General features: G+C 37.3%; 21 protein-coding genes and 1 riboswitch. Of the genes, 11 read left to right on the plus strand and 10 right to left on the minus strand.

What is annotated here, in order from left to right:
* Nucleotides 1-7: 7 nt before the first annotated feature.
* The 4 genes from zntB to ABEA36_RS05320 form a co-directional block, all read right to left on the minus strand.
* A complete protein-coding gene (gene zntB, locus ABEA36_RS05305; RefSeq protein ID WP_345489559.1) occupies nucleotides 8-1,048 on the minus strand; it encodes a zinc transporter ZntB in 1,041 nt (346 codons plus the stop codon).
* A gap of 36 nt (nucleotides 1,049-1,084) precedes the next feature.
* Nucleotides 1,085-2,551, minus strand: coding sequence for a hypothetical protein (locus tag ABEA36_RS05310; protein ID WP_345489561.1), 1,467 nt, complete (start codon nucleotides 2,549-2,551; stop codon nucleotides 1,085-1,087).
* 117 nt (nucleotides 2,552-2,668) lie between these two features.
* Nucleotides 2,669-3,256, minus strand: coding sequence for an acyl carrier protein phosphodiesterase (locus ABEA36_RS05315; protein WP_345489563.1), 588 nt, complete (start codon nucleotides 3,254-3,256; stop codon nucleotides 2,669-2,671).
* 21 nt (nucleotides 3,257-3,277) lie between these two features.
* Nucleotides 3,278-4,081, minus strand: coding sequence for a siderophore-interacting protein (locus ABEA36_RS05320; RefSeq protein ID WP_345489565.1), 804 nt, complete (start codon nucleotides 4,079-4,081; stop codon nucleotides 3,278-3,280).
* Nucleotides 4,082-4,394: 313 nt separating this feature from the next.
* Here ABEA36_RS05320 and ychF point away from each other — a divergent pair, with 313 nt between their 5' ends.
* The 6 genes from ychF (at nucleotide 4,395) to ABEA36_RS05350 (ending at nucleotide 12,189) form a co-directional block, all read left to right on the plus strand.
* A complete protein-coding gene (gene ychF, locus ABEA36_RS05325; RefSeq protein ID WP_345489568.1) occupies nucleotides 4,395-5,486 on the plus strand; it encodes a redox-regulated ATPase YchF in 1,092 nt (363 codons plus the stop codon).
* Between the two features lie 194 nt (nucleotides 5,487-5,680).
* The gene (gene moeA, locus ABEA36_RS05330; RefSeq protein ID WP_345489570.1) at nucleotides 5,681-6,913 is read left to right on the plus strand and encodes a molybdopterin molybdotransferase MoeA; all 1,233 of its coding nucleotides are present in this window, start codon (nucleotides 5,681-5,683) and stop codon (nucleotides 6,911-6,913) included.
* A gap of 361 nt (nucleotides 6,914-7,274) precedes the next feature.
* Nucleotides 7,275-8,570: a 2-hydroxycarboxylate transporter family protein gene (locus ABEA36_RS05335; RefSeq protein ID WP_345489572.1), complete on the plus strand. Its 1,296-nt coding sequence runs from the start codon at nucleotides 7,275-7,277 to the stop codon at nucleotides 8,568-8,570.
* Nucleotides 8,571-8,629: 59 nt separating this feature from the next.
* A complete protein-coding gene (locus tag ABEA36_RS05340) occupies nucleotides 8,630-9,787 on the plus strand; it encodes an NAD(P)-dependent malic enzyme (protein ID WP_345489574.1) in 1,158 nt (385 codons plus the stop codon).
* Between the two features lie 115 nt (nucleotides 9,788-9,902).
* A complete protein-coding gene (gene dcuS / locus ABEA36_RS05345; protein WP_345489576.1) occupies nucleotides 9,903-11,525 on the plus strand; it encodes a DcuS/MalK family sensor histidine kinase in 1,623 nt (540 codons plus the stop codon).
* A complete protein-coding gene (locus ABEA36_RS05350; protein ID WP_345489578.1) occupies nucleotides 11,518-12,189 on the plus strand; it encodes a response regulator in 672 nt (223 codons plus the stop codon). The genes dcuS and ABEA36_RS05350 overlap by 8 nt, the downstream gene beginning before the upstream one ends.
* A gap of 41 nt (nucleotides 12,190-12,230) precedes the next feature.
* On the opposite strand, the gene ABEA36_RS05355 is transcribed toward ABEA36_RS05350, so the two are convergent.
* The 4 genes from ABEA36_RS05355 to folB form a co-directional block, all read right to left on the minus strand.
* Nucleotides 12,231-12,659 (minus strand): EamA family transporter, encoded by a 429-nt coding sequence (locus ABEA36_RS05355; protein ID WP_345489580.1) that lies wholly within the window; start codon nucleotides 12,657-12,659, stop codon nucleotides 12,231-12,233.
* Nucleotides 12,660-12,663: 4 nt separating this feature from the next.
* Nucleotides 12,664-12,870, minus strand: a complete 207-nt coding sequence (locus ABEA36_RS05360; RefSeq protein WP_345489582.1) for a hypothetical protein — start codon at nucleotides 12,868-12,870, stop codon at nucleotides 12,664-12,666.
* Between the two features lie 86 nt (nucleotides 12,871-12,956).
* Complete coding sequence (locus ABEA36_RS05365) at nucleotides 12,957-13,928, minus strand: MBL fold metallo-hydrolase (RefSeq protein ID WP_345489584.1); 972 nt, start codon at nucleotides 13,926-13,928, stop codon at nucleotides 12,957-12,959.
* An 18-nt stretch (nucleotides 13,929-13,946) separates the two neighbouring features.
* Nucleotides 13,947-14,300, minus strand: coding sequence for a dihydroneopterin aldolase (gene folB / locus ABEA36_RS05370; protein WP_345489586.1), 354 nt, complete (start codon nucleotides 14,298-14,300; stop codon nucleotides 13,947-13,949).
* Between the two features lie 106 nt (nucleotides 14,301-14,406).
* Here folB and rsmE point away from each other — a divergent pair, with 106 nt between their 5' ends.
* The 5 genes from rsmE (at nucleotide 14,407) to ruvX (ending at nucleotide 17,676) form a co-directional block, all read left to right on the plus strand.
* Entirely contained in the window at nucleotides 14,407-15,132 is a 726-nt protein-coding gene (gene rsmE, locus ABEA36_RS05375; RefSeq protein ID WP_345489588.1) for a 16S rRNA (uracil(1498)-N(3))-methyltransferase, read from the plus strand.
* A gap of 111 nt (nucleotides 15,133-15,243) precedes the next feature.
* On the plus strand, nucleotides 15,244-16,191 hold the full coding sequence (gene gshB, locus ABEA36_RS05380) for a glutathione synthase (RefSeq protein WP_345489590.1): 948 nt from the start codon (nucleotides 15,244-15,246) through the stop codon (nucleotides 16,189-16,191).
* Between the two features lie 17 nt (nucleotides 16,192-16,208).
* Nucleotides 16,209-16,661, plus strand: a complete 453-nt coding sequence (locus ABEA36_RS05385) for a GNAT family N-acetyltransferase (RefSeq protein ID WP_345489592.1) — start codon at nucleotides 16,209-16,211, stop codon at nucleotides 16,659-16,661.
* Nucleotides 16,662-16,700: 39 nt separating this feature from the next.
* Nucleotides 16,701-17,258 (plus strand): YqgE/AlgH family protein, encoded by a 558-nt coding sequence (locus ABEA36_RS05390; RefSeq protein ID WP_345489594.1) that lies wholly within the window; start codon nucleotides 16,701-16,703, stop codon nucleotides 17,256-17,258.
* A 4-nt stretch (nucleotides 17,259-17,262) separates the two neighbouring features.
* Nucleotides 17,263-17,676 (plus strand): Holliday junction resolvase RuvX, encoded by a 414-nt coding sequence (ruvX, locus tag ABEA36_RS05395; RefSeq protein WP_345489596.1) that lies wholly within the window; start codon nucleotides 17,263-17,265, stop codon nucleotides 17,674-17,676.
* A 5-nt stretch (nucleotides 17,677-17,681) separates the two neighbouring features.
* Here the strand turns inward: ruvX and ABEA36_RS05400 are convergent, their stop codons facing one another.
* Entirely contained in the window at nucleotides 17,682-18,476 is a 795-nt protein-coding gene (locus ABEA36_RS05400) for a formate/nitrite transporter family protein (protein ID WP_345489598.1), read from the minus strand.
* A gap of 48 nt (nucleotides 18,477-18,524) precedes the next feature.
* A complete protein-coding gene (ribB, locus tag ABEA36_RS05405) occupies nucleotides 18,525-19,196 on the minus strand; it encodes a 3,4-dihydroxy-2-butanone-4-phosphate synthase (protein ID WP_345489600.1) in 672 nt (223 codons plus the stop codon).
* A gap of 105 nt (nucleotides 19,197-19,301) precedes the next feature.
* Nucleotides 19,302-19,444, minus strand: a riboswitch (FMN riboswitch).
* Between the last annotated feature and the right edge of the window lie 69 nt (nucleotides 19,445-19,513).

Below are 19,513 nucleotides of genomic sequence, written 5' to 3' on the forward strand. Positions count from 1 at the left end.
CGTCTCATCACATCCATTTTTTAGACTTTAGCCAAATAATGGAGCCAATACAAACTAAGACAATAATCACCACAAATACACCAAATGACCAATGTGCTTCATTAAACGGTATGCCAGCTAAATTTACCCCAAGTAAGCTTGTTAAAAAGGTTATTGGCATAAATATCATGGTAAAAAGTGTCATCAGATAAATGCGTTTATTCGTTGATTCTGCCAAGAAACCATTAATTTGTTCCATTAACGAGGATAATCGTAATAAACAGCTATCAATATCACTAATATAATGATTTTGTTGCGTCGAAATATCATGTAAATGCTGCCTATCGTTATCGTCAATCCAGGATATTCGCTCTGTCGAAATACGAACAAAAATATCACGTTGTGGCGATAGCAGTCGCCTTAAAAGATACAGTTGTTTACGTACTCGCCCGATCTCTTTATGTGAAAAGAGTCGCTGATTAAGCACATCATCTTCCAATTTGACGATTTTGTTATGAACACTGTCAAATGACAGATTAACTTGATCACTAATGAGTTCTGAGACTTGGATTAACCAATCCGCCACATCAACAGGACCGATGCCTTTATCAAGATTTTCTTTTAAGGATGCGATAGCATCAATCTGCTGGTGTCGGGTTGAAATAATTAAGTTATCAGTAATGAAAAAACGAAATGTTACAATCGGATCTGGCAGTGAATTAGGCGTAAAATTAACACCTTTTAATACCACTAAGATCCCTGTATCAAATCGGGTTTCTTTTGGTATTTGGATAGGTTTTATCAACTCTTCTTTGACAAGTTCAGGTAAGACGTTAGTCGTATTAATCCATTCAATTGTTGCTGGATTGGCAAAATCCAGATGTAACCAGCAAGGTTTTTTAACCGTTGCTTCACCTTGAGCATCAATGGTGACAGCCTTACCATTACCATCAAGTTGACAACTGTAAATTGGCTCTGAACCAACAAGTAACGAATTTTGGATGGGTAAAACTTTAGCTTGCTTCACCATCATTGGTGTTGTATCTGGATTTAACTCACTATCGCTCATTACGTCATGACCTCATTTTGTTATCTCAATTACAACTTAGCTTGCCGCCTTAGCAAAAATTGGTTCGAGTTGATATTTAACCTCTTTGCGGATTTCACCTTGTTTGGAAATTACCACATAGTGACCATAATCTAACTGTACCAAATATCCATCGGCATAGGGAATAAATAATTTTCGTAAATCTAAATTATATTTATTCCATACACTAAGTGTTCCATCTGAACTTGAAGCAGACCAAAAATCCCATTCTTGATTACCTTCTATCGTCCAATCTACTTCACCAGTATTAACATCGAGGCTTTGTAAATTATAGTAAGATTTCGGTGATGCATTATTTTTTACTCTAATGATCAATTTATCTTCAGTGCTATACACAACACTAGGACTAAAAAACAGTCTATCTTTAGCTAAGATTTTATCTTCAATAATCGGCCCTTCACCATATTGTAAATTAATTTTATAGGGTTTATCACTATTATTTATTGACGAAAAACCAAAACGGTCAAACCTCGAAATATTGGTCGTTTTATGAACTACTTTTACTAATACCACATTATCATTGAGTTTTTCAAAACAATAGGACGTTCTAATGTATGGTTCTGCAACTTTTTCTCGCTTATTATTCAATTCTGATGCATATTTTCGCAGTTCATCATAATCTGATTTATAGTTATAAATTTTATTTAATAACGGATAAAAGAAATACTCTTGACCATTATTCGTTAAAATGTAAAAACTATCCTCATACCCCCAAGGTGTAAGGTTAACCGTTGCAATACCCGATACGAATTCGGGGTAATCGTTAAATAAACTTTTGCTAACATCAGTCAATTCAAAACGGTTTTCATCATAAGCATAAACTTTACTGTCATCATAAACAATATAGGTCACACCATTATCAAAGCGACGAAAATACCAATTATCGTTATTATTTTTTATCGCTAATTTATCACTTTTAACCAATTTTCCCGTCAGGGCATCGCGAATTTCATAATAAATGTCATTAAGCGCATTTTGATGACTATCAAATGCGCGATAATCAAGACTAAACGAATAAAACTGACCATCATTAGCTAAATAGGTGTAATAGACTTTATTTTGTGGTAAATAATGGATCGCTTTGGGTTCTACTTTTATTGGTTCAACGGGCTTATTTGCCGTAATCGGTGCAGTCACCGTCTGAGGGGATGATGATGTTGAACTGGCATAGGTACCATATTTTGGAGGTTGTGGCCGATTTAAAAGTGACGTTAGGATCGCCAGAACCAGAATAAAACCAACCAAACAGGCTATACCAATCAGCAAAATACGATTTTTTAATAACGAATGCACATCATATCGGTTTTCGACTGTGGTTTTATTATGAATGTTTATATTGATATCATCATTATCTAAGTAATAATCTGTATTACAATTTTCACAATGATACAGGTCTTTATCTAAATTTGTTTTATTTACACTACCACAATGTGGGCACTTAATTGCTTTAATTTGTTTGGCCATATCTTACATTCATTCGTTAATTATTATTTTTAGTTAGGTATAAATTATATACTTAAAATCAGTGAATGGCAGGTATTTGATCGACAAATTTATTTCGAGCATGATTTCAATGAAAGATTAAAGGCAAAATTGTTGAGTTCGAGCCGACAACATTAATTGTGGGTAAAAGCTCAAAAATATGCGTTCGAGCTGATGATAATTACGTTGAAAATCGATGAATGTATCACGTAAAGTCTGTAACTTAGGTCGACGGTTTGCCATCCCATTTAAAACTTGGCTAATGAAATCACGATCAGCATAGTTGACCAGCCATTGCCCCCGCCATAGCGCCGACATAAAATCAAAAAATGGCGAAGGAAAAAGTGAAATATCGGGTAAAATGATGGTTTTCATTTGCTGATCAAATTCAGCAACATCAGTATTAACAACATAGTTTTGCCAATGTTTTGATAAAAAATGGTCCCAAATAATATCAAGTGCGATGGGAGCAACGCGTGACGTTTGCTGCCGGAAAAGCGCTTTAGCCTGTTTGACCTCAGCGAGTTGATCTGTTAACCGATCAACGCGTCGATGCATCATAATACCATCGGCAATATCTTGACTAAATTGCTGATAAGGATCGCCTTTAATAAAATCAGCAGCAACATTCCCAATAATCGAACTATTAGCAAGTGTTGCTAAATGAAGATGTGCTAATACATTCATCGCTAATTTATCAATTATACATTAATCATGATGTTTAAATTGCCCTTCAGCAAAGCCTTCACGCCAATAACTAATTAAGCGGATCGAATCGGCTGGCACTTGGCTAAAGTGCACTTTTAAATGATGACGCAATGCTTGTGATACAGATGATTCCATTCCCCCCCAGAATACCAAGCTATCGTCATCTTGTGCGAGATTAAGTTGATTAACCATATCGATAAGTTTACTTTGCTCGCCTTGTGGGGTTACAGCCCATTTGAGCATTGCATGTTTGGCTACCTTAATGGTAATTTTGTCTTGTTCATCACGCACTTCGATAATCGCGATCGCTTTTTGATATGCGGGGAGATGTTCTAATGTATAACTAATAGCAGGTAATGCCGAAATATCACCAAGTAAAATTAACTGAATATTTTCATCAAAACGATTTTTAGACCCCATCGCCACTAAGCCAATGGTATCACCGGCTTTAGCCTGTTGTGCCCACGTTGTGGCTATTCCGTGTTGGTGAACGACAAAATCAATTGCCATTGTGTTATCGACTGAATTGTAGTTACGGACGCTGTATGTTCTGACGCGTTCGCGAACACCTTCTTGCCAAATGATTTTACTCTCTTCATTCATTTGTGGAAAATGAATCTCTTTGCTGCCAGATAAGGGAAAGAGTAATTTAAGATGTGGGCCAATCCATTGAGGATCAACATTGAGTGTTTTATCACAAGTAAAGACGATACGAATCAAATTAGCCGATAATTTTAGTGATTCTTTAACTGTTAATAATCCATTAATAACGGTGCGTTTATGAGCAGAGGTTTTTACGTTCATATTATTGACTCCTTAGCATTGAGCTTACTATCATACACGCTGTCACAGCATAAGAAAACCAAGCAATTTCATATTGATTATCAATAAATTAGCTTTTATTTTCGTTATTTTTTTATCATAACCTATCATTCTAGTGTAAAAATATGACATTTCAGGTGTTAATTTTATTTTATTGATCTAGATTAAGTTTCAAATCATGCATAGTATCATTACTATTTATCCGGTTTATCGATTCAGATAAATAGCTATATCGTAAAAAATGAAATTAGTATATAATCGCAACCATTTTTTGATGTTTATATAAGGTATTCTCATGGGATTTAAATGTGGTATTGTTGGTTTGCCAAATGTAGGAAAATCAACGCTTTTTAATGCATTAACTAAAGCAGGTATTGAAGCTGCAAACTTTCCGTTTTGTACAATTGAACCCAATACAGGTGTTGTGCCAATGCCTGACTCACGTTTAGACCAGTTAGCTGAAATTGTCAAACCACAACGTATTCTACCGACTACCATGGAATTTGTTGATATTGCGGGTTTAGTTAAGGGCGCTTCAAAAGGTGAAGGACTGGGTAACCAATTTTTATCGAATATTCGTGAAACTGAAGCGATTGGCCATGTAGTACGTTGTTTTGAAAATGAAAACATTATTCATGTGGCAGGCAAAATTGATCCCGCTGAAGATATTGAAATCATCAATACTGAACTGGCTTTAGCCGATTTAGATACTTGCGAACGTGCTATTTTGAGAGTGCAAAAGAAAGCCAAAGGTGGCGATAAAGATGCCAAATTTGAACAAGAAGTCCTTGAAAAATGTTTACCTCATTTAGAGCAAGGTCACAAATTATTAACACTGAAACTGAGTAAAGAAGAGGTTGAAGTGATCAAATATTTGAGCTTTTTAACCCTTAAACCAACGATGTATATTGCTAACGTTAACGAAGATGGTTTTGAAAATAACCCTTATCTTGATCGCGTTAATCAAATTGCTGCACAAGAAAATGCTGTTGTTGTACCCGTTTGTGCCGCTATCGAAGCCGAAATTGCTGAACTTGATGACGAAGAACGTGAAGAGTTTATGCAGGATCTTGGTCTTGAAGAACCGGGTTTAAATCGTGTGATTCGTGCAGGTTATAAATTACTTAATTTACAAACCTACTTTACCGCTGGTGTTAAAGAAGTTCGCGCTTGGACGATTCCTGTTGGTGCAACAGCGCCGCAAGCGGCAGGTAAAATTCATACCGATTTTGAAAAAGGCTTTATTCGTGCACAAACCATTGCTTTTAATGATTTCATTCAATATAAAGGTGAACAAGGTGCTAAAGAAGCCGGTAAAATGCGTTCTGAAGGGAAAGACTATATTGTCCAAGACGGCGATATTATGAACTTCTTGTTTAACGTTTAATCACCATAATTATAAGCACATTCAAAGCCCAATCTATATTGGGCTTTGTTGTATAATGAGTTAACAATATGAGTACAAAAATCATGACGATCGTCATAAATAGAATATAATACTCATATCATGGTCAGCCATTAATCACTAAACATAGGATTGACCTACATTTTATATCTACTCTAAGTTATAAGGATTGCACCATGGCTAAAGCCCCTCTTTTAGAATTTAGTGCAGCACGAGATCAAATTCTACAACATGCTAAACACCATACCATACCAAACAGTGAATCAGTGAATTTACATTTAGCACTAAATCGTATTGTTGCCAAACCAATCATGTCACCGATCAATGTCCCCTCGTTTGATAATTCTGCAATGGATGGCTATGTCATAAGAGAAAAGGATGTAAAAGAAAATACAACCTTACCGATAGCTGGCAGTATTTTTGCAGGTCATAATGGCGATATCCAATGGCCTAAAAACACATGTCTAAGGATTATGACAGGCGCCCCCGTACCTAATGATGCTTACGCGGTTATTATGCAAGAAGATGTCAAAATTGCAGATCAACAAATGAGTTTTGATGGTCACAATGTCAAAGCTGGTCAAAATATCCGTCGAATCGGTGAAAACATCACCATTAATACTGAAATCTTTTCTACCGGTGAAAAACTAACTATCCCTAAACTGTCAACGTTAGCTGCGCTTGGTTTAAATGAGGTTTGTGTATTTAAGGCCCTTAAAGTTGCTATTTTTTCAACGGGCGATGAGTTAACGCCCATTGGTGAACCGTTGTTATCAGCGAATAGTATTTATGATAGTAATCGTTATACCATTAATTTAATGCTTAACGCGTTGGGGTGTGAGGTCATTGATTTAGGTATTATTAAAGATGATTTATTATCAATTACACAGACGTTAAAACAAGCCGCTGATTTAGCAGATATTGTTATCACCAGTGGTGGGGTTTCAGTTGGTGATGCTGACTATACAAAAAAAGCCTTAGAGCAGATCGGCGAAATTAATTTTTGGAAAATTGCAATGAAGCCGGGTAAACCTTTTGCATTTGGGAAAATTGGTCATGCCTTCTTTTGTGGTTTACCAGGCAACCCGGTTTCAAGTTTAATTACTTTCTACCAATTAGTTCGCCCTTTGATTCTTGCGTTATACCAACAACACACTCCCTCACAGCAGTTTACGCTGAAAACGATAAGTCACCTTAAAAAGTCGATTGGACGCATCGATTTCCAACGTGGCTACCTACATCGTGATCATGATGGCCAATTAGTTGTTAGTTCGACAGGCGATCAGGGTTCACACATTACATCCTCATTTAATCATGCTAACTGCTTTATTATTCTGGAAAAAGATCGTGATAATGTCAAAGCTGGTGAATATGTAACTGTTGAGCCGTTTGATAGCTGCTTACTATAGTTGATTTAGTTTCATCAAGCCTAACTAACACACCCGACGCGTTTCCCCCCTATCGGGTGTATGACACTATCAATCCTGATAGGATTATTCCGATATGACACGCCATGATCATCTTTTTTATCGTCGCCTTTGTTAATTAAGGGCACTTACATTAATTACATAATGAGTTAGATTAGTTTCCTATTCTATATAATTTTTTAACTCTCTTTACACTGTTAACGACGTCAACAAACTTATCATCAGTACCTTGCTCAAGTGAGCTTTTATTCTCACCTTACGTAAGGCAGATGATGACCAAGTTCACAACAATGTCATAAAAATATTAGCGCATACAAATCAACCCGACAACGAGGTTTAATTTATGAGTATTTTTCAACAGATAAAAGAGAACAAATTTTATGTTGGCTCATTGCCATTACCCATTTTTATAGGGTGTTCGATTATTGTTATGATTTCAGCTTGGTTAGATATTTTACCCAAAAGTCTTATTGGTGGCTTTGCCGTTATTTTACCATTAGGGTGGCTTTTAGGTACAATCGGGCAAAATTTACCGTTTTTTAAAAAATTTGGCGCACCTGCAATTTTGTCATTAATTGTGCCTTCTGTTTTGGTTTATAACGATGTCTTTGATGCAAATACATTAACCGCCGCGAAAATGTTAATGAAAGACTCAAACTTTTTATTATTTTATATTGCCAGTTTAGTCTGCGGTAGCATTCTAGGAATGCATAGGGTAATTTTGGTTAATGGTTTTGTGCGTATGATGATACCCATGTTATTAGGTATGATTCTTGCTGCATTTGTGGGTGTTGGAGTTGCGATGGCCTTTGGTGACACTTGGGAACATGCTTTCTTCTACACGGTAGCTCCTGTTATGGCTGGAGGAGTTGGCGAAGGTGTTTTACAGCTGTCAAATGCCTATAGCAATATTCTCAACCAAGATTATGATGCCTTTGTGAGTGCGTTAATTCCTGCAACCGTAGTGGGTAACTTTTTTGCCATTACTTATACGGCAATTATCAATCGAGTGGGTGAACTTAAGCCGCATCTGAGCGGCAAAGGTCAATTAGTCAAAATTCAATTTGATGGCATGGAAGAAGCCTTAAAAGAGGATAAAAGCCCGCTTGATGCAAGAGCGATGAGTGGCGCAGTAATGACCCTTGCTACCATGTTTTTACTTGGTCTTATTCTCGAAAAATTAACCCATTTTCCAGGTCCTGTACTAATGATCATCGCCACGGCATTAGTTAAATATTTACGTATTTTGCCTGAAAGCGTCGAAAAAGGCAGCCAACAGTGGTATAAATTTATTTCTGGTCACTTTACTTACCCACTGATGGCTGGATTGGGGCTCCTTTATATTGACCTTGGTAGTGTGGTAAATGTGTTAACTATTCCTTATTTTTTAACCATTATTTCTGTCGTCTTTACAGTATCAATGACAGGGTTTGTTTGTAGTTACTTTTTCAAAATGTACCCAGTTGAAGCTTCGATTATTTCATCTTGCCAAAGTGGTATGGGCGGCACTGGTGATGTTGCCATTTTATCAACGGCAAATCGCATGAACTTGATGCCATTTGCTCAAGTGGCAACACGTCTAGGCGGAGCGTTAATGGTGATTGGTGCAACAGCCCTATTACGTTACCTTCATAGTTAGTGAAAAAACCGTGATAACACGATAAACTTTTATGTTAAAACATTATACAGGTGAATATTATGACAACCGTTCAAGAACAAGCACTTGCAATCAGTAAAGAGAAACATGGAAAATTAGAAATCTGTCCTAAAGTTGCGATTAATTCTATGGCAGATCTTAGCGTTGCTTATACACCCGGTGTTGCAGCTGTCTGTACTGCAATTGCAAATAACAAACAAGATGTTTATGAATATACGACAAAACGTAATTTGGTCGCCGTTATTACCGATGGTTCAGCTGTGCTTGGGCTCGGTAATATTGGCCCTGAAGCTGCCATTCCCGTGATGGAAGGCAAAGCGATATTATTCAAACGTTTTGCTGATGTCGATGCGATTCCACTCTCTGTTAATACCCAAAATGTAGATGAAATCGTGAGCCATATTGCTGCTTTTGCCCCTTCCTTTGGAGGTATCAATCTTGAAGATATTAGTGCACCAAGATGTTTTGAAGTTGAACGTCGGTTAAAAGCGATGCTTGATATCCCCGTATTTCATGATGACCAACATGGCACTGCCATTGTTGTATTAGCTGCTTTATATAATGCGATAAAAGTGGTCAGTAAAAAAATTGACGCCATTAAAGTGGTCATTAATGGTGGTGGTGCTGCCGGTTTATCTATTGCAAATATGTTACTTTCCGCTGGCGTCAAGAATATCAAAGTGGTTGATAAAATTGGTATTTTATGTGAAAACGATAATTCATTACCCCCACACCATATGGAAATGGCAAAAAAAACTAACCGTGAAAAGCAAGTTGGGACATTACAAGATGCGGTAAGAGGAGCCGATGTCTTTATAGGTGTTTCAGCACCTGGCGTATTGAAAAAAGAGTGGGTCAGTACAATGGCAGAAAAATCAATCGTGTTTGCAATGGCCAATCCAACACCTGAAATTTTTCCAGAAGAAGCCAAAGAGGCTGGCGCTTATGTGATTGGTACAGGGCGAAGTGATTACCCAAATCAAATTAATAATGTATTGGCCTTTCCCGGCATTTTCCGCGGTGCGTTAGATGCAAGAGCAAAAGATATCACCCTTGAAATGCAACTTGCCGCAGCAAAGGGGTTAGCCAGCATTGTTACTGATGATAAATTAGGTCCAGATCACATCTTACCCAATGCATTTGAACCGAATGTCGCTAAAGTTGTAGCAGAAAGTGTTCGTCAAGCGGCAAGAAAATAACGTTTTAATTAAATTTAACGTTATAATAAACCCTGCTTTTTAAATTAAAAAGCAGGGTTTATTTGTAGGTCAGGCAATTTTCTTTTAGACGACTATCGTTATGATAAGGAAATAAATGAGAAAACTGTTTCATCATCTAAAATTAAAAACAAAATTGATTATTTTGATCTGTTTTGTGTTTGCACTCGCGGTAATTGCTGAAAATATCTACATCATTCGAATTGTGAATAATCAATATTACAATAATGCGAGCCAACATGTTGCAAATGTTGCAGATTTGATTGCAACATCACCTGAAATTATTGACAGCATTGAGCATCCTACTCCACAGAACTTAGCGCGAATTCAAACTTATACTGAACAAGCTAGACGTTTATCACAAGTCGAATTTATCACGATTTTTGATATGAATGGGATGCGCTTTTCGCACCCTGATAAAGATAAAATCGGTAAGATGATTGTGGGTGGTGATGGTGAACAAGCCTTAAAAGGTCAATCCTATATTTCAACAGCAAAAGGGACTCTCGGTGTTTCGATCCGCGCATTTAGACCCATTTATGCCAGTGATAATACACAAATTGGTGCATTAATGGTTGGGCAAACCGTGAATAAAATTGAGCATTTAGCCTCACGTACGAGTCAACCCATTTTATTCACGTTAGTGATATCGCTAATTGTTGCGGTTGCCTTAGCATTATGGTTTTCCAAAAGCATTAAAACCATTTTATTAGGGCTTGAGCCTTTTGAAATGGTCAAACTATTTGAAGAACGAGATGCGATTATTCGAACGGTAAAAGAAGGTATCATTGTGATTAATCGTGATAGCCAAATTACCCAAATCAATGATGAGGCTATCCGTATTTTACGTATCAAACAACGTAAAGAAACCATTATTGACAGAGATGTAAGACAAATTATTCCTAATACACGTTTACAAGACGTCATGCTAAGTGGTGAATCTGAATACGATCGTGAACAAAATATTAATGGTATCGTTATTTTAACAAGTCGAACTCCCCTTTTTGTAAATGGTGAACTCATTGGGGCGATTGCATCATTTCGGGACATGACTGAGATACGTCAATTAGCCGAAAACTTAACGGGAGTTAACCGCTATGCAGATGCGTTGCGTTCCCAATCCCATGAGTTTAATAACAAATTACATGTTATTTATGGTCTGGCATTTAATGATAATAATCATGAACTCATCGATTATCTAGAAAAGTTAATGGGCACACAAGCCCAAGAAAGTGAACAAATTTCGCAATCTATCCAAGATCCGATTATTGCCGGCTTTTTAAACAGTAAATTCAGTCGTGCACGTGAACTGGGGGTCACATTAGATTTTTATACACAGGGACAACTACACAGCATTGGTGATAGCTCTACCGCCCATAAATTAGTGACAATTCTAGGGAATTTAATCGATAATGGTTTAGATGCGGTGCAATTTTTAGACCACAAGCACATCACAATTAAATTAGAAATTGATGACCATAATTTTATTATTGAAGTCAAAGATAATGGACAAGGCATTGCCAAAGAGCATTCTCAGCAAATTTTTACGAAAGGTTATTCAACTAAAGGGGATAATCGAGGGTTTGGCTTATATCTTGTTTTGGCTAGCGTTGATGAACTAAACGGACATATTGAGTTACGAGAATCTGATACACAGGGAGCATGTTTTACAGTTTTAATCCCATTGTATTCTATTTATCAGGAGTATAACGATGCTTAATGTTTTAATTGTTGAAGATGACCCAATGGTTGCTGAACTAAACAAAAAATATTTACAGATGATTCCAGGCTTTAAGTTAGTCGGTCAAGTAAAAGATGGTGAAGCCGCACTCCACTTTATTCATGACAATCCGGTATCCCTTTTATTATTAGATGTTTTCATGCCAAAATTGAATGGATTAGAACTATTACAACATATCCGCATCAGTTACCCAACCATTGATATTATTATGGTAACCGCGGCCTGTGATAGTGAGAATATTCAATCCGCGTTACGACTTGGGGTGATTGATTATATTGTTAAACCATTTACATTCAAACGATTTAGAACGGCCTTGATTACTTATCAAGAACGGATTAGGTTACTCAACTCAACCGAATCATTAGATCAAAAACAGCTTGATCACCGTATTTTTGCGAAAACGGTTGAAAAATCGAATACCTTACCCAAAGGCATTGAACCTGATACCTTGCAACAAGTTCGAGACATGTTGCACGATTACCAAACTGATTTCGCAATGAGTGATTTAGTGGCGTCTAGTAACCTATCGCGAATTTCATTAAAAAAATACATTGATTACTTAGAAGATATTGGTGAGTTAGAAAGCTATTTAACCCACTTATCGGTTGGGCGTCCAGTGAGAATCTATTCATTTAAACATTGAGGTAGCTTTGATTCGCCTCTCAGTTTAACCGTCACGTATACTTAGTTCAGCGCGACGAGGATGGCACCAATGGCAATCATAGCTACCCCGACCCCACCCCATAAGGAGATTTTTTCACCAAATAAAATCGCCGCAAACACAACAGCAAAGACAACGCTAAGCTTATCAATCGGTGCAACTTGAGAAACTTTTCCGACTTTAATCGCCATAAAGTAAAACAGCCACGACAAGGCACCCGCAATTCCACTGAGGACAATCACTAAGATCGCTTTTTTATCAGCAATAAAGCTTTGTATTAGCTGCAATTTACCTTGCACAATAACAACACCGACTAAAAAAATAGCCATCACCACGGAACGAATTGCCGTTGCCATGTTAGCATCTAAATGCTGTAAACCAATTTTACCTAAAATGGCGACTGCCGCAGCGGCAACCGCCGATAGTAAAGCATAAATTAACCATGCGCTCATAATATTAATGTCTGTCTATTTCAATCATCATTTGTTGTGTATTGGGGTTTTGCTGGCACTGTTTTGAATTACTGATGACACCGTCACAACCTTCCAATACGCGTTGTGGTTTTGACCATTGCGGATCGTTACTTTGTTCTTGTTTACCACCACATGCAACAAGCACTAACAACATGGACGAAAAGCTTAGCAATAAAGTCATGTATTTCATGATTTCCTCCATTTGTTAAACACATTGTGATACGGTCAGTTACCGTTATATTATCAAAAAAATTAGCATTGTGCCTGTTATATTCTTTAATCCAGTAATATTGACTGACCTATTTTTAGAACTGAAAAATCTTGTGGTGAAACATGGTATTGTGCAAAGAGATGTTGTAGTAATTGTGGCGGTTCATCTAACGGTTCATCAGCAAGTTCGAATGTGCCCCAGTGAATAGCCATTGCACGCTTGCAACCAATATCGTTAAACAGTTGTAAGGCTTGTGCTGGATCAACATGCTGATTATGCATAAACCACCTTGGTGCATAGCTTCCGATGGGAATCAACGCGACATCAATATGAGCAAAATGTTGTGGGATCAGTTTAAATTGTGTGGTGTAGCTAGTATCACCAACAAAGTAAACACAACGCTTTGCAAACTCGATCATCCATCCACACCATAATGTGCGATTGGTATCAAATAATCCACGACGACTCCAGTGACGCGCAGGCATAGAAGTCAATAGCATGCCATTAATATCAACGCTTTGCCACCAATCGAGCTCAATAACTTCATTAGCCCCCCAACGTTGCAGTTTATTTTTCAGTCCTAGTGGGACAACAACAGTGACGTGTGGAAAGCGTTTAATTAATTTTTTGATACTTGCATGGTCTAAATGATCGTAATGATTATGTGAAATAGCAATCACATCTATATGCGGTAAATCTTCAATCTGACAGGCACTAGGCGTATAACGTTTTGGTCCAGCGAAAGCAACTGGCGAAGCACGTTTTGAAAAAATAGGATCGGTTAAAATTGTACGCTGGTTAATCTGGATAAGTGTACTGGCATGACCTAACCACCATATTGCATCATCTAAACAGTTAAAATTAGCAGGTTGCCACCATGTTTGTTCAAAGTGAGTATACCCTTCTCGAGGTGGATTAACGCGGCGTTCACGTTTCCATTTTTTAACATCACTAATACTAACACTAAAAGGCTCAATATTTTGAAAGCCTTGTGCATTATGATGTGCTTTGCGTTGATCATAATAATGATTTTTCATCTTCATCGTGATAATGGCTTATTTGTAGCGTTCGATCATTACGGCAACATTTTTTGCAGCAGGAATCGCGCCGGGTTTACTCACCTTGATTTTCACACGCGGTACAAAAAATTGATGAATAATTAATTGTGCTACCTCTTCAGCAACACGTTCAATTAATTCAAAACGATGATTTTGGACATAGGATTCTATAGCAGCCGTCACTTTGGCATAATCTAAACAAAAATCGACATTATCACTGGTTGCGGCAGGTTGATTATTCCAATCCATTTCAATATCAAGTATCAACTTTTGTTTAATGGTTTTTTCCCATTCATAAACGCCAATCGTCGTAATAATAGTTAATCCTTCAATTAAAACACAATCTTTCATTTACGGTTTATATCCTCAATTATCCCTACACAAGAGATTACCCAATCTGAATAATTTACGCTATAATTTATTTTAATTTTTATAATAAATTTAAAAGTAGCGCGTTATGGTACGGATTTTTCAGCCCACCTCAATTATTGAAAACAGTGTTATTGAACTCGATGAAAATGCTTTTGCTCATATTGTTAAAGCGTTAAGAATGAAAGAAGGTGAATCTATAGTATTATTTGATGGTCACAATACCGTGACACCAGCCACCATAGTACAAATTAATAAAAAACGTCTTTTAGTTAAGACGGCAAACAGTATTATTGATAATCGAGAGTCTCCCCTCAATATCCATTTAGGTCAAGTTCTATCACGTGGGGAAAAAATGGAGTTCACTATACAAAAATCAGTTGAACTGGGTGTCAATATTATTACCCCATTATTGTCTGAACGCTGTGGTGTTAAACTCGATACTGATAGACTGGATAAAAAACGAAGCCAATGGCAAAAAATAGCACAGTCTGCCTGTGAGCAATGCGGTCGAAATATTGTCCCTATTATTAATCCCGTCATTAAACTGGAAAATTGGTGTCAAACGTTGGCTGATTATACAAAATTGACGTTGCATCCACGAGCACAACAAGGGATTAACCAATTACGCTTACCCAACAATAATATTGCATTACTGATTGGTCCTGAAGGTGGTTTAAGTGACAATGAAATTCACATGACGGTACAACATCAATTTACTGAAATTTTATTAGGGCCACGCGTACTGCGAACCGAAACTGTCGCGTTAACTGCAATCACCGCCTTACAAGTTAAATTTGGTGATATTGAATAAGCGTTTCCTATTTGTTTCATTGGCTATAAAAAACACAGCGGGATACGTCGTTTGGGTATATACTAATTCGACGATTACAAAACTATTAAAACCAATCATTAAGGAGTTGTCATGATTAAGCTTGGCATTGTTATGGATCCGATTAGTCAGATCAATATAAAAAAAGATACCAGTTTTGCCATGTTACAAGAAGCACAAAAAAGAGGTTATCAGCTTTATTATATGGAGATGAACGATCTTTTTTTAACTGCTGGTGAAGCTTACGCGACAACTCGTACTGTAAAAGTCTATCAAGACAAAAATCATTGGTATGATTTTGGCGATGAACAAACCATCCCACTGAGTGATCTTGATGTCATTTTAATGCGTAAAGATCCACCATTTGATACCGAATTCATTTATGCAACCTATATTTTAGAACGTGCCGAAAATGCAGGTGTACTCATTGTTAATAAACCACAAAGTTTACGTGATTGTAATGAAAAACTGTATACTGCTTGGTTTGCTGAATTTACACCTGAAACAATGGTTACTCGTCAAACTAAGCTATTGAAAGATTTTTACCAAGAACACCACGATATTATTTTAAAACCACTTGATGGTATGGGTGGCGCTTCAATTTTTAGAATCAAGCAAAATGATCCTAATGTGTCCGTAATTATTGAAACATTAACTCATCATAATACTCAATACTGCATGGCTCAGACCTATTTACCTGCCATCACTGAGGGTGATAAACGGGTATTAGTCGTTGATGGTAAACCCGTACCCTATTGTTTAGCACGTATCCCTCAAAAAGGGGAAACTCGCGGTAACTTAGCCGCCGGTGGTCATGGTGAAGTCAGGGCATTGTCTGAATCAGATTGGCACATTGCAAATACATTAGGTCCCAAATTAAAAGAAAAAGGATTACTGTTTGTTGGACTTGATATTATCGGTGATAAGTTAACTGAAATTAATGTCACCAGTCCGACTTGTGTACGTGAAATTGAATCAGAAATAACTGATCTATCGATTACCAGTATGCTAATGGATGCGATTGAACAACGTATCAAATAAATAATGAAGGATATAAAATGATTAGGGAATACCAAGCCCGCGATCTCGATAACATTATGTCGATTTGGCTAGACGGCAATAAACAAGCCCATAATTTTATCGATGAAAGTTATTTCATCAACAATTATGATCTGGTTAAATCGATCTTACCGATGTCGACTATTTTTGTGCAAGATATTGATGGCGTACAAGGATTTATTGGCTTAACAGACAATTATATCGCTGGCTTATTTGTGGCTAAAGACCACCAACGTCAAGGTAGTGGGCAAGCTTTAGTTGTTAAAGCAAAACAGCTGCATAATGAACTGTATGTCCATGTCTACAAAAAAAATCATTCTGCGCAATCATTCTATTTATCACAAGGATTTGAAATCGTCTCTGAATCGATAAATGAAGATACGCATGAAGCAGAATATTTGATGTGTTGCCGAGTTGAACACAACGTTAAAATTGGTAAATGTGCGTTGTAATTGTTAACGCACATAACATAACCATAATAAGAAACCACTATGAATTTAAAAAACCGTTTTATAATCGCAATGCCAGCATTAAATGATGAGCTGTTTAGTCGTTCCGTCGTTTATATTTGTGAACATAATCGCGATGGCGCGATGGGAATTATCATTAACAAGCCAATTGTTGATTTGACTGTACAAACGGTGCTATCCAAATTAGATATTACGCCCTTTAAATCGTGTGCTGAACTTGAACAACCTGTTTTTATTGGTGGTCCACTGTCAGAAGAACAAGGTTTTATTTTACATACACCACAAGCGGGCTTTTCTTCTAGCATTTCAATTTCAGATGAAGTCATGATTACGACTTCACTCGATGTATTAAAATCGATCGGTTCACCAGAACAGCCTAAAGATTTATTACTTTCATTAGGCTATGCAAGTTGGGGGAATATGCAACTTGAATATGAAATTGCACAAAATGATTGGCTCGTGGCTGATGTGAAATCTGATATTATCTTTGAACAACCGATTGAAGATCGTTGGCATCTTGCTGCGCAATCAATTGGTATCAATATTGAAACAATATCGACCTTGATGGGTAAAGCGTAATATTATGGCAACCATCATTGCATTCGATTTTGGTACGAGTAGCATCGGCGCAGCAATTGGTCAAGATATTACTAAAACGGCACGGCCACTATGTGCTTTCAAAGCCCGTGATGGTCAGCCTAATTGGCAAGATATCGAAAAAATGCTGAAAGAATGGCAACCTGATTATTTGGTGATCGGTCTACCTTTAAATATGGACGGTACTGAACAGGAATTAACACAACGCGCCAAAAAATTTGCCAATCGATTACATGGTCGTTTTGGTTATCAAATTCAATTACATGATGAACGCCTTTCTACCGTTGAAGCAAAAGCAAACCTATTTGAAATCGGCGGCTATCGTGCATTAAAGAAAGGAAAGGTAGATGCCAGCTCGGCGGTTGTCATCCTAGAGAGTTGGTTTGACAACCTCGTCTAAAATCTTTAATCACTGTTCATGTCACTCCTAACTTGGGCATGACTCAATAAAGTAAAAATAAACGTGCCGCCAACAATATTGCCTAATATGGTTGGAATGGCAAAAGGATAAAGATATTGCCACAGCGTGATTTTCCCCGCTAACATATAGTAAAAAATTTCTGCTGATCCAACAATTATATGAGTAAACTCACCCATCTGAATGACTGATGTCATTAATATGATAATAAATATTTTGCTGTATTTAGCATTAGGTAAAATCCATACCATTGTCGCAACAAGCCAACCTGCAAAAATACTGCGACTAAAAATTTCAAAAGACGTATGTTGCATGATTGCCGCACCAGAGGCCAAAAATGCTGACTCTAAGTCAGGTGTAAATGCTGGTAAATGTAAAAAGGCAAATGCAATGACGAATGTGCCAATCAAGTTACCGAATAAGACTAGCCCCCATAGGCGAAATAAACGATAAAAATTTCGCGCAGAAGGTTGGTTCATCGCGGGTATAACTGCAGTGACGGTATTTTCGGTAAATAGCTGTTGTTTAGCCATAATCACAATGACAAACCCCATTGAATAGCCGAGGCTTTCAATTAAAAAGCTGTAAGACGAATTGGGTAAATAAGCATGAAGAATGCCTTTTAACAACATGGACGTCCCCATCGATAAACCCGCTGCAATGGCAGATAAAATTAGCGCCCACGTATCACGGCTCATCTCTTTATCACCGCTTGCTTTAATTTTATCATAGACTAATGCGGCATTTGATGGATAATCTTTCTCTTCATGCTTGGTTGTCATTATCAATCTCCAATAAGGCTTTACCCTATTATTGATAATCTTTAGTGTCTATTTCAAACGGAATTCAACGATATCTTCAATAGTCACTACTGGAATATTAAACTTTTTGGCAAATGCAACAACATCCGGTGCTCTTGACATTGAACCATCATCATTCGTTAATTCACAAATGACCGCAGCAGGTTTAAACCCTGCTAGTTTAACTAAATCAACTGATGCTTCGGTATGACCACGACGTTCAAGTACCCCATTGTCTTTTGCAACCAGTGGAAAAACATGCCCTGGATGACTAAGGTCTGAAGGTTTAGCATCATCAGCAACGGCAGCTTTCACTGTTGTCACGCGATCAGCTGCAGAAACCCCTGTCGATACCCCTTGTGCTGCTTCTATGGTAATGGTAAATGCGGTGTGATTTTTGCTGGTGTTATGTGAAACCATCATAGGCAGTTCAAGTTTGTCACAATAAGCCTTTGGCATACATAAGCACACAATACCACTACCATAACGGATTGTCAGAGCCATCTGTTCCGTTGTAATATTTTGAGCCGCCCAAATAATGTCGCCTTCGTTTTCACGGTCTTCATCATCTAAAACTAATACGCCATTGCCAGCTTGTAATGCCGTAATGGCTTTTTCAACACGTTCAATCGGTGCACCAAATTCGGCAAGACTAAATGTATTATGAACAACATTTTGAGAAGTGATTGATTTCTGATTCATGGTAAAAATATTCCTTATTATCAATGACAATACCAGAACCAGGGCAAGTGCTTGACCATTAAGAATATCATTACATAATAATGATAATTATATGTAAGGGAAATAAGCAACTCTCTTTTATCCAGACTATCACTGTCGGCCTTGGAATTTCACCAAATCTGCTAGACCTTAACACTGAAAATATCAGCACTAAGCGCTCGTGGGCTATGACCACCGGTGGGGACTTACACCCCGCCCTGAGAATTATCAGTTAAACTGACCTTTATACTATAATACGAAATTGATAATATTTCACCTATTACCTGAATTTGATGATT

The organism is Orbus sasakiae (genome assembly GCF_039542345.1).
GTDB lineage: Bacteria > Pseudomonadota > Gammaproteobacteria > Enterobacterales > Orbaceae > Orbus > Orbus sasakiae.

Excerpts from the sequence above, each read along its gene's own strand:
- zntB (WP_345489559.1), bottom strand. The coding sequence starts at position 1,048 with ATGAGCGATAGTGAGTTAAATCCAGATACAACACCAATGATGGTGAAG.
- ABEA36_RS05310 (WP_345489561.1), bottom strand. The coding sequence starts at position 2,551 with ATGGCCAAACAAATTAAAGCAATTAAGTGCCCACATTGTGGTAGTGTA.
- ABEA36_RS05315 (WP_345489563.1), bottom strand. The coding sequence starts at position 3,256 with ATGAATGTATTAGCACATCTTCATTTAGCAACACTTGCTAATAGTTCG.
- ABEA36_RS05320 (WP_345489565.1), bottom strand. The coding sequence starts at position 4,081 with ATGAACGTAAAAACCTCTGCTCATAAACGCACCGTTATTAATGGATTA.
- ychF (WP_345489568.1), top strand. The coding sequence starts at position 4,395 with ATGGGATTTAAATGTGGTATTGTTGGTTTGCCAAATGTAGGAAAATCA.
- moeA (WP_345489570.1), top strand. The coding sequence starts at position 5,681 with ATGGCTAAAGCCCCTCTTTTAGAATTTAGTGCAGCACGAGATCAAATT.
- ABEA36_RS05335 (WP_345489572.1), top strand. The coding sequence starts at position 7,275 with ATGAGTATTTTTCAACAGATAAAAGAGAACAAATTTTATGTTGGCTCA.
- ABEA36_RS05340 (WP_345489574.1), top strand. The coding sequence starts at position 8,630 with ATGACAACCGTTCAAGAACAAGCACTTGCAATCAGTAAAGAGAAACAT.
- dcuS (WP_345489576.1), top strand. The coding sequence starts at position 9,903 with ATGAGAAAACTGTTTCATCATCTAAAATTAAAAACAAAATTGATTATT.
- ABEA36_RS05350 (WP_345489578.1), top strand. The coding sequence starts at position 11,518 with ATGCTTAATGTTTTAATTGTTGAAGATGACCCAATGGTTGCTGAACTA.
- ABEA36_RS05355 (WP_345489580.1), bottom strand. The coding sequence starts at position 12,659 with ATGAGCGCATGGTTAATTTATGCTTTACTATCGGCGGTTGCCGCTGCG.
- ABEA36_RS05360 (WP_345489582.1), bottom strand. The coding sequence starts at position 12,870 with ATGAAATACATGACTTTATTGCTAAGCTTTTCGTCCATGTTGTTAGTG.
- ABEA36_RS05365 (WP_345489584.1), bottom strand. The coding sequence starts at position 13,928 with ATGAAAAATCATTATTATGATCAACGCAAAGCACATCATAATGCACAA.
- folB (WP_345489586.1), bottom strand. The coding sequence starts at position 14,300 with ATGAAAGATTGTGTTTTAATTGAAGGATTAACTATTATTACGACGATT.
- rsmE (WP_345489588.1), top strand. The coding sequence starts at position 14,407 with ATGGTACGGATTTTTCAGCCCACCTCAATTATTGAAAACAGTGTTATT.
- gshB (WP_345489590.1), top strand. The coding sequence starts at position 15,244 with ATGATTAAGCTTGGCATTGTTATGGATCCGATTAGTCAGATCAATATA.
- ABEA36_RS05385 (WP_345489592.1), top strand. The coding sequence starts at position 16,209 with ATGATTAGGGAATACCAAGCCCGCGATCTCGATAACATTATGTCGATT.
- ABEA36_RS05390 (WP_345489594.1), top strand. The coding sequence starts at position 16,701 with ATGAATTTAAAAAACCGTTTTATAATCGCAATGCCAGCATTAAATGAT.
- ruvX (WP_345489596.1), top strand. The coding sequence starts at position 17,263 with ATGGCAACCATCATTGCATTCGATTTTGGTACGAGTAGCATCGGCGCA.
- ABEA36_RS05400 (WP_345489598.1), bottom strand. The coding sequence starts at position 18,476 with ATGACAACCAAGCATGAAGAGAAAGATTATCCATCAAATGCCGCATTA.
- ribB (WP_345489600.1), bottom strand. The coding sequence starts at position 19,196 with ATGAATCAGAAATCAATCACTTCTCAAAATGTTGTTCATAATACATTT.